Below are 14369 nucleotides of genomic sequence, written 5' to 3' on the forward strand. Positions count from 1 at the left end.
AGTATTACTGTTTTAGTTTATAACGCTGTATTTTGCCGGTTTCTGTTTTAGGCAGATTGTCCATAAAACGAACTTCCCTTGGATATTTATAGGGCGCTGCCACTTCTTTAAACCAGTTTTGAATGGCTTTACCCAAATCAGGACCCGCTTTGGTTTTGTCTTTTAATACAATATAGGAACAGACCAACATGCCGCGTTCTTCGTCGGGTAATCCAACTACGGCACACTCGGCAATTTCCGGATGGGTGAGCAATACATTTTCTACTTCGATGGCTGCAATATTATAGCCTGACGAAATGATCATATCGTCTCCACGGGCTACAAACCAGAAATAACCCTCTTCATCTTTTCGGAAGATATCTCCCGTTATATTCCAGCCGTTTTGTACATATTCTTTTTGTTTGTCGGTGCGGTTTAAATAACGGCAACCGGTAATCCCGCGAACGGCAAGCCTTCCGGGTTCGTTAGTTGGTACTTCATTTCCTTTTTTGTCCACGATTTTGGCTTCATAGCCATGAATCGGTACACCGGTAGCGCCTTTTTTCATATTGTCTTCGTTAGACGAAATAAAAATATGCAGCATTTCGGTCGCTCCGATTCCGTCGATGATTTTCAGTCCGGTAGCATTATACCAGTCTTCCCAGACCTTTAAAGGTAATGTTTCTCCGGCAGAAATACACTTTCGTAACGAAGAAATATCGTAATCTTTAACTTTTGTGGTCAAAATACGCCAGGCGGTAGGAGCGGTAAAACAAACCGTGATTTTGTATTCCTGTATCGCCTGTAGTAGTAGTTCCGGGCTTGGTTTTTCAATTAAAAAAGTCGACGCACCATAATAGAATGGAAACAAAACCAAACCGCCCAAACCAAAGGTAAACCCTAACGGCGGACTTCCGGTGAAAACATCATCCGGTTTTGGTTGTAAAGAGTATTTTGGAAAAGCTTCGCAAATCAGAATCACATCCCGATGGAAATGAGCGGTCATTTTCGGTTTTCCGGTTGTTCCGGAAGTAAACCCGATTAAAGACACCGAATCCGATCGGGTAGGATAGTTCTCAAAATGTGTTGCTTTTCCAGCTATTGCCTTTTCAAGCTCCTGTTCACTTTGTTCTGAACCGTCAAAATAGATTACTTTTTGTAAGGCGGGTTCCGATACCAGGTCCATTTCATCTCCTAAACGGTAATCGCAAAAAGTATGACTAATCTGCGCACTTTCGATCATTACCGACAATTCTTTTTCCCGTAATAAAGGCATTGTAGCGACTACGATACCACCGGCTTTTAATATGGCAAACCAGCACGCTACAAACATCGGATTGTTGGCAGAACGGATTAAAACCCGGTTTCCGGAAACAAAACCGGTATCGTCGATCAGGTAATTGGCAATCTGATTGGCTTTGTCGTATAAATCCTGATAGGTCCAAACCGAATCGAACGTACGGATTGCGATTTGATTGCCGCGGCCTTCCTTAATATGGATATCCAGTAAAGGTGCAACGCAATTCAGGTTTTCGGGGAACTCAAAATCCGGATGATCAAAAAGGTATTCCGGCTGTAATTTTGTAGCCGGAAGACTATTATGAGCGAAATTATCGTGGTAATGATTCATTTTTGGGATAGTTAAACAGTTGGTGTTGTATCAGGCATTTTTATGGCTTTCCGGTTTCAGTAATTTTTTCATACCCTCGGTGGCTTTGCGTTCCGAGCCTTTTAACGGATATAAATGCGAAATCCCCATACGGTATTGTTTTGGGATATCATCCGTTTGAAACTGCTCGTAGGCCTGTGCATTTCGAACAAAATTCGCATCGAGTAACAACGGTCGTCCCAATGCTACCAAATCGGCACGTCCATTTAGCAGGATGGTATTGATTTGATCAATATCCTGAATATAACCAGTGGTAATGGTAGGAATCGAAACGGTGTTGCGAATTGTATCGGAAAAAGGTGTTTGCCACATTCTCCCCATAACCGGTTGTTGATTGGCTACCGTATTTCCCGTTGAAACGTTGATGATATCGGCACCGGCATTTTTAAAAGCCTGAGCAATTAGAATACTGTCTGCTTCTGTAAGCCCGTTTTCGGCCCAGTCGGATGCCGAAATACGCACCGACATCGGTTTGTGTTTCGGGAACGCAGCACGCATTGCGGTAAATACCAATAATGGAAATTTTAAACGGTTTTCGATACTACCGCCAAAACTATCCTGACGCATGTTGGTTAACGGCGAAAGGAAAGAGGCTAACAGAAAACCGTGATGCGCTTGTAGCTCGATCATGTCAAAACCGGCTTCGTCGGCATTTTTGGTAGCCTGTACAAATTTGTTTAGGATTTGCTCCATATCGTGGAGATCCATTTCTTTTGGAACGGCCATTTTTTCGTTATAAGCAATTGCCGAAGCGGATAATAAGTTCCATGGATTTTCAATGGGTTCCTGTGTTCCTTCCCACGGTTTTTTAATGGCACCTTTTCGTCCGGAATGTCCCAGTTGAATGCCTATCCTGGAATTGGAATTCTGATGAATAAAATCAGTTATTTTTTTCCAGTTAACGACCTGTTCTTTAGTATAAATACCCGGACAACCTAAAGTGATACGTCCGGTTTCGGAAATAGCTGTCATTTCGGTTAAAATCAAACCAATGCCACCTGTGGCACGAGCTCCGTAATGTATAAAATGCCAATCGGAAACCAAACCGTTTTCAGCAGAATATTGTCCCATCGGACTCATTACGATTCGGTTTTTTACGATCATGTCCCGTAATTGAAACGACGTAAATGCGGCCGGAGTTTCCGGTTTATTTTGATGTTTGGTATTGAATTCGGATAAAACTTTTTGTGTAAAACTACTATCGCGTAACGCCATATTTTCGAAGGTTACTTTTTTGGATCGTGTCATCACACCAAAAGCAAACTGCATAAAATCGTGTTGGTTATGGCGGTCCATATGTTCGAACCAATCGAGTGACACATTTGCGGCATATTGGATCATTTCGACACGGTTACGGCGTACTTTTTCGTATTGATCAAATGCTGCTTTGGTGTCGGTTTGATGATTGCTAACGGCTTCCGAAAGCGCAATAGCACATTCCATGGCCAGTTTTGTCCCTGAACCAATAGAATAGTGCGCGGTTGCTTTGGCATCGCCTAGTAAAACAATATTGTCTTTATGCCAATTGGAATTGGTAATCGCCGGAAACTGTCGCCAATGTGAACGATTGGAGATCAGTGTATGACCATCTAGTTCCTCCTTAAATAGATTTTCCAGTTTTAGAATAGTGTCGGCTTCATCGGTTTCCGAAAAACCGGCTTTTTGCCAGGTTTCGTCCGAGCATTCAAAAATCCAGGTACTACGACCGGCTTCATATTGATAGGTGTGTGCTACAAACGTTCCATAAGGTGTGGTTCGGAAAAAATACGTAAAAGCATCCAGTGGTCGCGTAGAACCCATCCATACAAAGCGATTGTTTTTGAGTACCTTTTGCGTACCGAATGCTTCCGGCATCTGATCGCGGAAAATACTGTTAATACCGTCGGAAACTACAATATAGTCGCTATCGCTAAATTGGGAAAGATCGGTGAGATTGGACTCGAAATGCAGGTTAACGCCTTCTTCGCGGCAACGTTGCTGTAATAGTTCCAATAACGTTTTTCGGGAACAACCGCAAAAACCGTTTCCGGTAATTCGAACGACCTCACCATCGCGGGCAACGTCCAGATCGTCCCAATACGCAAAACGACTGCGTATTAATTCGTATGATTTGGGATCCTTGGTAAGGAATTCACTTAAAGTTTCATCGGAAAAAACGACGCCAAAACCGAAACTATCGTCTGCTTTATTGCGTTCGTATAAGTCAATCTGGCAATGCGGTAATGCTTTTTTGGTAAGGATTGAGAAGTATAAACCACCGGGTCCGCCACCAATAACTGTAATCTTCATTTTAAGCTCTTTTAATGGAGAAAATCTCTCCTAATTTTGAATAATTTGATCCTGCCAAACGCGCCACAGGTCGGTAAACGTCCATGTTGATTCGGTAATTATCAGATAATATGGCTTCGTCGATATGAAACATAACCACTCTTCCAATCAAGATTGTCGCGCCACCGTGTTGATGATCTTCCAGCGAATAGTGATGTACGACTTTGCATTCCATCGCCACCGGACTTTCTAAAACCCGTGGTGCTTTTACAACAAGTGATGGAGCAGGTGTGAGTTGTGCCAATTCGAATTCGTTTTGATCGGGTGGAACGCTGGCCGAAGTCAGATTCATTTTTTCAACGAGATCTTCCGTAACCAAATTGACCACAAATTCGCCGGTTTCCAGCACATTATTTAAAGTGTCTTTATTGGTGTTATTTGGGCGAACGGTAGAAAACATTACATGAGGCGGATCTTCGCCAACCGCATTAAAAAATGAAAATGGCGCCAGATTTACAGCACCTTCTTTGCTAATCGAGGAAATCCATCCAATAGGACGGGGAATTACTGTACCGGTTAGTAGTTTGTATACTGCCGATTGGTCCAATACAGACGGATCAAAATGCATAGTGTTGTTTGTTTTATCGCAAATTAAGCCTTTTTTTTTATAATTGATATTTTTATCAAAATAAAAATAAGTACTCTGTATTTTTATATTATAATCTTTGCTGATCTTGCATTTTTAAAGGCTTTCTATCACAAACGGATACTACTTTGTGAAACTATTTGATTTTGCGCCATTTGGCTATCGGAAGGTATTCGCCTTCGGTATCCATCACCAAAAGGTCATTGGTTTTGCTGTGCATTTTAATATAGCCAATTGGGATACAAGTTCCAAGTCGTTCGAGATACAATCGGCGTACTTCAATATAATAGTAGGGATCTTTTGCAGTTGGTTTTTGGGTAATCCAGGTTACCAAAGTGTGCAAGCCACCATCGCCGCCAATTTGCTGCCGCACTTCCTTTACACTCCAAATCCGATCAAAAACACGAATATCTTCTTTTGGAAGGGCATTGCTAATTTTTTGATAAAAAGCTTCCCGGTTTTCGGGAGACAAGTATTCGCTGGTTTCGTATAGTTTTTTGACGGAAACATCTTTAATGCTTTGTGTCACATAATCATTATCAATAAAAATAAAAGCAGCATTGTTGGGATGCAATCGGATAACGGTGGTGTAGAATAGTTTTTCATCCAAAAAAGCCCTTTCAATCGAGTCGGCGGAAATTTCGGTTTTTACAGCTTCCGAAAGTTTATTTTTTTCCTGACAATGGCCAAAAAAGAATGAGAATAGAAAGGCGAATACAAACAGGTATTTCATTATAAGTATAGGTTGTATATTTTTAGAAAAGCAATATTTATTATTTTTAATGTAAATATAGTTGTTTAAATATGTGTATAATGTAATTTTTAATTTAAAAAAATGAATTATTGTTAGGTATATATTTGCTAAAATACTATATTTATGCAAAATTAGTATATATGGAGATTTTAGCTTGTCCGAAGTGCAAAACCAATGCTATTGTAAAAAGCGGCGTTATCAATCAGAAACAAAGATACTTATGTAAAAAATGCAACTATTATTTTACCGTTAACAAATTGGGCAAAAAGATAGACGATTACTACGTAACCAAAGCATTACAGCTCTATCTCGAAGGGCTGAGTTATCGTGAAATCGAGCGTATTTTAGGGGTTTCCCACGTTACCGTAAGTAATTGGGTAAAAGAATTTCGCATAAAAAGACTAACACAGGGCGATTATCATCCAACCTATAAGATTTTTAGCCATTTGGAACTCGTCGAATACCTGAAAAATAAAGATCAATTATCCGGAGCAGGGATGATCATAACAGAGTTGGGCGACAAGTTTATGCTGATAAAATGGGAGCGTTTTAAAGATTAACTATAGTATTTTACAAAAATATATATACAAAATTTTTCCTTCCGTTTCATTTTTAGAATTTGGTGAAGCAAAAAACAAAAAAACAACCAAATTACAGTACTTTATGAAACGAATCATTTTACTAGCCGGATTGCTCTTTTTCGCAGCAGAAGGTTATTCTCAGGGTTCGACGGATTACGGTTCGGGATTAAAAGTAAATTTCAATGAAGACGGTTCCAAATACATGCGTTTTATCGCCTGGAATCAAATCTGGTTTCGCTCTTCCGAAATGAATCCCGGAACAATGATTGCCGACGAACCGGCGACTACCAATACCGATATCGGTAACCGGCGTTTACGAATGCTGGCGTACGCTCAAATTTCCAAACGTTATATGATTGTAACGCACTTCGGAATTAACAATCAAACCTTTACCAGTCCGACTGGATCGACCAAAAAGCCGGGGATGTTTTTTCATGATGCCTGGAACGAATACGCAGTCGTTTTACCGGAGGCGGGTAAAAAATTCAGTTTATCACTTGGAGGCGGATTGCATTACTATATGGGATTGTCCCGTATGACGATGGCCTCAACTTTAAATTTCCTAACCATTGATGCTCCGATTTTTAACTGGCCTTTAATCGATAATGCCGATCAGTTTGCACGTCAGGTTGGCTTATTTGCCAAAGGGAAATACGGAAAATTTGAATACCGTATGAGCATCAATAAACCATTCGCCACCAACACCGCTCCGGTAGATGTTACCAATGCCGATAATGCGGTAGCCGTAGACAATAGCGGAAACACCCGTTGGTCGAAAGCTGGTTATTTCGAATATCAGTTTTTAGAACAGGAATCGAATTTACTACCGTATAAAGTCGGTTCTTACCTTGGAACCAAAAAAGTCTTTAACCTTGGCGCCGGATTTTATACCGCTCCGGACGCGACCAGAACTTCTGTCAATGGTGTGGTTCAAAAACACGATATGAAATTATTTTCCGCCGATGCCTTTTTGGATTTACCATTAGGTGCTAAAGAAAAGAAAATGGCGCTAACAGCTTATTCCGTTTTATACGATTACGATTTTGGTCCCAACTACCTTCGCAATATCGGAATTATGAATGTGGGTGCTGCCGATCCGTCTTTTACCGGCGACAGAGCTTTGGCCGGAGCAGGGAACACCCAACCGATGATCGGAACCGGAACCATCTGGTATACGCAAGCCGGATTTTTATTACCGTGTAAAGCCGAAAAACCGGTTGTTCGCATTCAGCCTTTCGGAGCGTATACGTATAAAAAATTCGAAGCACTCGAAAAATCCAGTTCGCAGTTTGACATCGGTGCCAATTTCTTTCTGGACGGGCACCATGCTAAAATCACCACACAGTATTCTACACGACCGGTTTATATTGCCAAAGACAATATCGACGGGATGAGAGGGGATTTCCTGGTACAACTGCAAATTTATCTATAACCAACACTGAACCACATTTATGAGTAATAAATCAACAAAAGGAATCTGGAGCGTAATCACCGCTTCTTCTGTAGGAACACTGATCGAATGGTATGATTTTTATATTTTCGGAAGTTTGGCGGTAGTGATTTCTACCAAATTCTTCCCGGCCGATAACCCAACGGCCGCCTTTTTATCGACATTGGCAACTTTTGCCGCAGGATTTGTCGTTCGTCCGTTTGGCGCCTTGTTTTTTGGTCGTCTGGGTGATATGATCGGACGTAAATATACGTTTATGGTAACCCTGTTATTAATGGGAGGTGCCACGTTTTTAATCGGATGTATTCCGAGTTATGAAACCATAGGATTTATGGCGCCGTTATTAGTGTTAGTCCTTCGTTTATTACAAGGATTGGCATTGGGTGGCGAATATGGCGGAGCGGCCACTTATGTCGCCGAGCACGCACCGGTTGGACAACGTGGGTATTGGACCTCGTGGATTCAGACGACGGCTACGGCAGGATTGTTTGTATCGCTGATGGTGATTTTGTTAACCAAAACAACTTTATCAGAATCGGCATTTGACGAATGGGGATGGCGTGTACCGTTTTGGGTATCGATCCTGATGGTATTGGTGTCGTATCTGATCCGTAAAAACATGCACGAATCGCCGGTATTTGCCAAAGCGAAAGCCGAAGGAAAAACCAGTGCGAATCCGTTAAAAGAAAGTTTCGGAAACCGTTATAACCTTAAATTTGTATTACTAGCCTTATTCGGAGCCGCGATGGGACAAGGAGTGGTTTGGTATACCGGTCAGTTTTATGCAATGAATTTCCTAAAAACTGTAATGAGTGTCGATTCCACGCAGGTGGATACCTTATTAGGAATCGCACTATTGGTTGGAACGCCGTTCTTTGTAGTCTTCGGATGGCTGAGTGATAAAGTAGGGCGCAAAAGTATTATGATGGCCGGAATGCTAATGGCGATCTTTTTATACCGACCGATTTACAAAGCGATGTACGAAACTACCGATGTGACTTTAAAAACGGAAATGGCCGAAAAAACAAAAATTGTGGCAATAACCAAAGAAAATGTACATCAAACGATTGATTCCGTTTATACAACGACCAAAGAATTTACTGACGGAACCCGATGGACGCAAATCAAAACCGTTCATTTGGAAGATGGTAAGCCGATTATCGTGGACGGAAAAGCCAAAACTGACCTAAAAACAACCGTGACAATTAATTCATCCGACCGATGGATGCTGATCTTTCTGGTATTTATTCAGGTGATTTTTGTAACGATGGTTTACGGTCCGATTGCAGCTTTCTTAGTAGAAATGTTCCCGGTAAAAATCCGATATACCTCAATGTCATTACCGTATCATGTCGGAAACGGAATTTTCGGAGGATTGTTACCGGCGATTTCGACCTATCTGGTAACGGTAGCAAAAGACAACGGCAATCCAACCTTTTATCTGGAAGGATTGTGGTATCCGATTATCATTGCGGCGATCAGCTTTATGATAGGGATGTTTTATATTAACAACAAAAACAATAGTAACGACTAAAAGGCATATTTATGAACAACATAAAAAGAATACTCGGAATTGTTTGGCTATTATTAGCTGTAGCCGCAGCCTATTTTTGTATCTTTATATTCGGCTTACCAAAGTTTGTGACCGGCAAACAGGACGATTTGGTTTTTGGAATCATCATTCTGTTTATCCTGACGCCCTTAATCGTATTAGGTTTGGGAACCTTTGGCTATTATGCCCTTATCGGAGAATATGATAGTGAAGATTAACCTATAACTACCTGGTTATTATGGGTACTCCGGAATTCTTTGGAACTCCGGGGTCCTTTGGTTTTGTAGAACACATGAAAAAACGGCACGAACAAAAATTAGTTATCTTATCTCTAGCCTTATTACTGGCTTTTAATTTGCCATTGGTGCTTCTTTTCGATCACGCCGATGCCATTTTGGGAATCCCGGTAATTTACGGCTACTTTTTTTCTATATGGATATTTTCAATAGTGGTTTCATTTTTAGTGGTAAAACGATATTATGAGTAGTTATAGTTTACTGATCATATTGTTGTTTTATCTGGGGATCTTATTTTTTGTAGCCCATTGGGCCGAAAAAAAAGCCAACAGTAAATGGACCAACAATCCGTATGTCTATGCTTTTTCGCTGGCTGTATATTGCTCGGCCTGGACGTATTATGGCAGTATTGGAGTAGCGGCTCATTCGGGACTGAGCTACCTCACGGTATACTTAGGACCGGTAATCATTATTCCGGCGTGGATTGTCATTCTGCGTAAGATTATCCGTATCTCGCGGGTGAACAAAATTTCCAGTCTGGCCGATTTTATTTCCCTGCGCTACGGAAACAGCCGTTTTTTGGGCGCGTTGGTGACTTTTATCAGCGTGATCGGAATCATTCCGTATATCGCCTTACAGTTAAAAGCCATTGCCGAAACCTTTAGAATCGTAACCCAAACCTCGATCAGTTCGAATGTATTTAACGATACCACAACCTATGTGGCTATTGCGCTTGCCCTTTTTGCCTCCTATTATGGAACCCGTTATGTAGATGCCTCCGAAAAAAGAAAAGGAATCGTAACCGCCGTTGCGATGGAATCGGTTTTAAAACTGTTTTTCTTTATTCTGGTAGGCGTATACGTAACTTATTTTGTATTTGACGGTTTCGAAGATATTTATGCCAAAGCCAGCCTGATCGAAGGATTCCGCGAAAAGAACACGATTGGAGGGCTACCGCAGGCACTCAATTGGTTCTTTTTATGTCTGTTGTCGCTGTTTGCAATGTTTCTGTTACCGCGTCAGTTTCAGATGGCAGTCGTCGAAAACAATCGGGAAAGTCATATTAAAACGGCCATCTGGTTGTTTCCACTGTATTTGTTACTGTTTAATATTTTTGTATATCCGATTGCTTGGGGCGGAAATATTCTGTTTTCGGGAGCTACAGCCAACGCAGATACCTATTCACTGTTAATTCCGCAATATTTTAATAATACGACAATAACCGTTTTGGTATTTCTGGGTGGTTTTTCGGCTTCGATATCGATGATTGTGGTCGCTTCGATCGGATTATCGATCATGCTGAGTAACAATCTTTTAATTCCTTACGGATTTCTGGGGACGCTGCAAAGTGAGACTCAGGATAAAAACAGCAAACGGATCGTAAACATCCGTAAAATTTGTATTTTTCTATTGATCATTGTTGCGTATCTGATCTATCGTTTTTACGTATTGGATTACAACCTGTTTTCGATTGGATTGGTTTCCTTTGTGATTATGGCGCAATTGGCTCCGGCTTTTTTTGGGGCGCTATTATGGCGTCGCGGATCCCGTTTGGGCGCTATTTCCGGAATGCTGATCGGATTTTTAGTCTGCGTTTATACCCTTCTGATTCCGTATGGAATCGGGATTACCAACAGTAGTAGTACCTTTATATCCGAAGGTCTGGCCGGAATCGAATTGTTAAAACCGTTCCAGTTATTCGGACTGGATTATCTGGCACCGATTCCGCAGGCACTTTTCTGGAGTTTACTGTTTAATACGATCATTTATCTGGCGGTTTCCGTGAGCTTTAAAGGAAACTACCGCGAGCGCAATTATGCCGAAATGTTTATCGATATCGACAAATACAGTACGATGCACGAAAACGCTTTTGTCTGGAAAGGAACGGCTTATACTCGCGATATCGAAAAAGTGCTCAAACGTTTTTTGGGAGAAGAACGTACCAAACGAGCCCTGACGATTTTTAATCTAAAATACAATGTCGACAAAAATCAGGAGCAGGCCGACGCTCGATTGATCAAGTTTGCCGAAAACCTGCTCACCGGTCATATAGGAACCGCTTCGGCCCGGATATTGATTTCAAGCGTGGTAAAAGAAGAAAAAGTATCATTGCAGGAAGTATTGCATATTCTGGAAGAATCCCGCGAAAACATCATTATCAATAAAAAACTAACGGAAACTTCCAACGAATTACAGCAAATAACCGCTCAGTTGCAAAAGGCTAACGAACAACTGCTGGAAAAGGATGCCCAAAAAGATGAATTCCTCGATACGGTAACCCACGAATTGCGCACACCGATTACCGCGATAAAAGCATCGAGTGAGATTTTATACGACGATGACGATATCCCGGAAGAATTACGGAAGCAGTTTTTAAGAAACATCATTTCGGAATCCGATCGTTTAAATAGGTTGATCAATAAAATTTTAGACCTCGAAAAATTCGAAACCGGAAAGCAACAGATTCATGGCGCAAAAAACAGTCTGGATCATACAATAGTTACCGCTTTGGAACCGTTACAACAACTGATTCGCAATAAAAAGATAGTAGTACATTTTGTAACCGAAACTGTAACGGAAGCCTGGTATGACGAAGAACGGATTATTCAGGTGATTACAAATCTGGTTTCGAACGCCGTGAAATTCTGCCCCGAAACAAACGGTCAGATTTCGATAACGGTAATGGAAACCGGAGCGTATTTGCAAACCAGCATCCACGACAATGGGAAAGGAATCAATCCGGAAGATCTGGATGCGATTTTTGACAAATTTTACCAGTCGACCAACCAGAACATCAAAAAACCGGTTGGAAGTGGACTCGGATTGGCGATTTGCAAACAGATCATCGAACACCATAAAGGGAAAATATGGGCTGAAAATAAAGAAAACGGAGCCGTTTTCCATTTTACATTGCCCCAATACAATAGCACAGAAAATGAATAAGATGCGGAAAATTTTAATTGTTGACGACGAACCGAATATCGTCATGTCGTTGGAGTACACCTTCAAAAAGAACAATTACGAGGTATTTATTGCCCGTGACGGACAGGAAGCGCTGGAAATCTTAAAAGTTCAGCAGCCCGATATCATTATACTCGACGTCATGATGCCGATGGTCGACGGTTATGCGACGCTCGAACAAATTAAAAAAGACGAGCGTTTACAACATTGCAAAGTCATATTTCTGTCGGCGAAAAACAAGGAAAAAGATATTGAAAGAGGTCTTTCATTAGGCGCCGATTTATATATGACCAAGCCCTTTTCGGTCAAGAAACTGGTCGAGCAAACCAACGAATTGCTAACGGACTAAAACAACCACTTACCATGAATTATAATGAATTTTACCAACGAAGTCTGGACGATCCCGAAGGCTTTTGGAAAGAACAGGCCGATGTACTGAAATGGTATAAGCGGCCACAAACGATACTGTCTGAGGACAAAAACGGTTATCCGCTATGGTTTGCCGATGGAGAGCTGAATATTTGCTATCTAACGATCGACAAACATATTGAAGATGGTTATGGCGACCAGATAGCCTTTATCTACGATTCACCCGTAACCCAAACGATACGAAAATATACGTTTCACGAAGTAAAATCCGAAGTCGCAAAACTCGCCGGCGGATTAACCGCTTTAGGATTAACCAAAGGCGATACGGCAGTTATTTATATGCCCATGATTCCGCAGGTGGCTTTTGCAATGCTGGCCTGTGCCCGAATAGGCGTGACGCATTCGATGGTTTTTGGTGGCTTTGCGCCACACGAACTCGCCATCCGAATTGACGATTCCAAACCCAAAGCCATTATTACGGCCTCATCGGGAATTGAAATCGACCGACTGATCGCTTACAAACCACTGGTTGACGAAGCGATTGAAATGGCAGCACATAAACCGGAAAAAGTGATCATCTTTAATCGGAAATTAGGAGCCAAAATACCGTTTCAGGACTATGATGTCGACTATGAAAAATTAGTTTTACAATCCGAAGAAGTACCTTGTGTTCCGGTAGCAGCTACTCATCCGCTTTATATACTGTATACTTCCGGCACTACTGGAAAACCAAAGGGAATCGTAAGAGATACAGGAGGTTATGCTACAGTACTTAAATTTACAATGCAATACGTATACGACATTCCGGAAGGCGAAACATTTTGGGCGGCATCCGATATGGGCTGGGCGGTAGGACATAGTTATATTTTATACGGGCCATTGTTAAACCGAAATACAACCATAATCTTCGAAGGAAAACCGATTAAAACACCGGATGCGAGTACCTATTGGCGTATCATTGCCGAACACAAAGTGCGCATTATGTTTACCGCGCCAACGGCCATTCGCGCGATAAAAAAAGAAGATCCGGACGGCAGCTTTATCAAAAAATACGACTTAAGTCATCTGAAAATACAATTTTTAGCCGGCGAACGTTGTGATGTGGCTACACTGGAATGGTACCGGCAACACGTACCGGTTCCAGTTATTGATCATTGGTGGCAGACGGAATCCGGATGGCCGATGATTGCCAATATGATGGGAGTCGAATACCTACCGGTAAAACCCGGATCGGCCGGGAAACCCGTTACCGGTTACGAAATCGTTATTTTTGACGAAAACGGGAAAGAATTACCACCAAACGAAGAAGGATATGTGGTAATAAAACTACCTTTGCCACCGGGAACCATGTTGGGTCTTTGGGAAGACGAAAACCGCTTTAAAGCCGGGTATTTAAACCGTTTCCCGGGCTATTATTTTTCGGGTGACGGTGGTTATAAAGACAACGAAGGTTATATTTACATAACCGGTCGGGTAGATGATGTGATCAATGTTGCGGGACACCGCCTTTCGACTGCTGAAATGGAAGAAATTGTAGCGTCACACAATGCCGTGGCCGAATGTGCCGTTATAGGAATTAACGATGCCTTAAAAGGGCAGATTCCATTGGCATTGGCCGTTATTAAATCGGGCGATACAACCGAGCATTTTCAACTGGAATATGAAGTTGTTCAGCTTGTTCGCGAAAAAATAGGCGCGGTCGCTTCGTTGCGAAATGTGATCGTTGTGCAGCGTTTGCCAAAAACCCGTTCCGGTAAAATCCTTCGCAAATTACTGCGAAGTATTGTAGACGGTGAGAAATACCAAATCCCATCTACCATCGATGATGAAACCATCATCGGTGAAGTAACCGAAGCTTTTACAAGCTATGGCATCGGTGTATTTAAATAGAATATGAAAAAATA

At 41.7% G+C, this 14369-nt stretch carries 11 protein-coding genes; 7 read left to right on the forward strand and 4 right to left on the reverse strand.

From position 1 onward, the window contains the following. Window positions 1–4: 4 nt before the first annotated feature. From E6C50_RS01500 to E6C50_RS01515, 4 genes are all read right to left on the reverse strand, one after another. On the reverse strand, window positions 5–1609 hold the full coding sequence (locus E6C50_RS01500; RefSeq protein WP_136401434.1) for an AMP-binding protein: 1605 nt from the start codon (window positions 1607–1609) through the stop codon (window positions 5–7). A gap of 30 nt (window positions 1610–1639) precedes the next feature. After that, a complete protein-coding gene (locus tag E6C50_RS01505) occupies window positions 1640–3937 on the reverse strand; it encodes an oxidoreductase (RefSeq protein ID WP_136401435.1) in 2298 nt (765 codons plus the stop codon). 1 nt (window position 3938) lies between these two features. Then, window positions 3939–4544, reverse strand: a complete 606-nt coding sequence (locus E6C50_RS01510) for a flavin reductase family protein (RefSeq protein ID WP_136401436.1) — start codon at window positions 4542–4544, stop codon at window positions 3939–3941. A gap of 154 nt (window positions 4545–4698) precedes the next feature. After that, window positions 4699–5295, reverse strand: a complete 597-nt coding sequence (locus E6C50_RS01515; RefSeq protein WP_136401437.1) for a hypothetical protein — start codon at window positions 5293–5295, stop codon at window positions 4699–4701. Window positions 5296–5456: 161 nt separating this feature from the next. On the opposite strand from E6C50_RS01515, the gene E6C50_RS01520 reads away from it, so the two are divergent. The 7 genes from E6C50_RS01520 to E6C50_RS01555 all read left to right on the forward strand — a co-directional run bounded on the left by E6C50_RS01520 (window position 5457) and on the right by E6C50_RS01555 (window position 14355). Continuing rightward, window positions 5457–5876, forward strand: a complete 420-nt coding sequence (locus E6C50_RS01520; protein ID WP_136401438.1) for an IS1/IS1595 family N-terminal zinc-binding domain-containing protein — start codon at window positions 5457–5459, stop codon at window positions 5874–5876. 103 nt (window positions 5877–5979) lie between these two features. Then, window positions 5980–7329: a porin gene (locus E6C50_RS01525; protein WP_136401439.1), complete on the forward strand. Its 1350-nt coding sequence runs from the start codon at window positions 5980–5982 to the stop codon at window positions 7327–7329. A gap of 19 nt (window positions 7330–7348) precedes the next feature. Further along, complete coding sequence (locus E6C50_RS01530; RefSeq protein WP_136401440.1) at window positions 7349–8881, forward strand: MFS transporter; 1533 nt, start codon at window positions 7349–7351, stop codon at window positions 8879–8881. A gap of 11 nt (window positions 8882–8892) precedes the next feature. Beyond that, complete coding sequence (locus tag E6C50_RS01535; protein WP_136401441.1) at window positions 8893–9117, forward strand: DUF6814 family protein; 225 nt, start codon at window positions 8893–8895, stop codon at window positions 9115–9117. A gap of 261 nt (window positions 9118–9378) precedes the next feature. Beyond that, window positions 9379–12078 carry an ATP-binding protein gene (locus E6C50_RS01545; protein ID WP_136401442.1) on the forward strand — a complete coding sequence of 900 codons (2700 nt, stop codon included), beginning with the start codon at window positions 9379–9381 and terminating at the stop codon, window positions 12076–12078. Between the two features lies 1 nt (window position 12079). Continuing rightward, window positions 12080–12445: a response regulator transcription factor gene (locus E6C50_RS01550; protein ID WP_136401443.1), complete on the forward strand. Its 366-nt coding sequence runs from the start codon at window positions 12080–12082 to the stop codon at window positions 12443–12445. 14 nt (window positions 12446–12459) lie between these two features. Then, on the forward strand, window positions 12460–14355 hold the full coding sequence (locus tag E6C50_RS01555; protein WP_136401444.1) for an acetate--CoA ligase: 1896 nt from the start codon (window positions 12460–12462) through the stop codon (window positions 14353–14355). The last annotated feature ends 14 nt before the right edge of the window (window positions 14356–14369 follow it).

It is taken from the genome of Flavobacterium supellecticarium (assembly GCF_004801375.1).
In the GTDB taxonomy this organism is placed as follows: Bacteria; Bacteroidota; Bacteroidia; order Flavobacteriales; family Flavobacteriaceae; genus Flavobacterium; species Flavobacterium supellecticarium.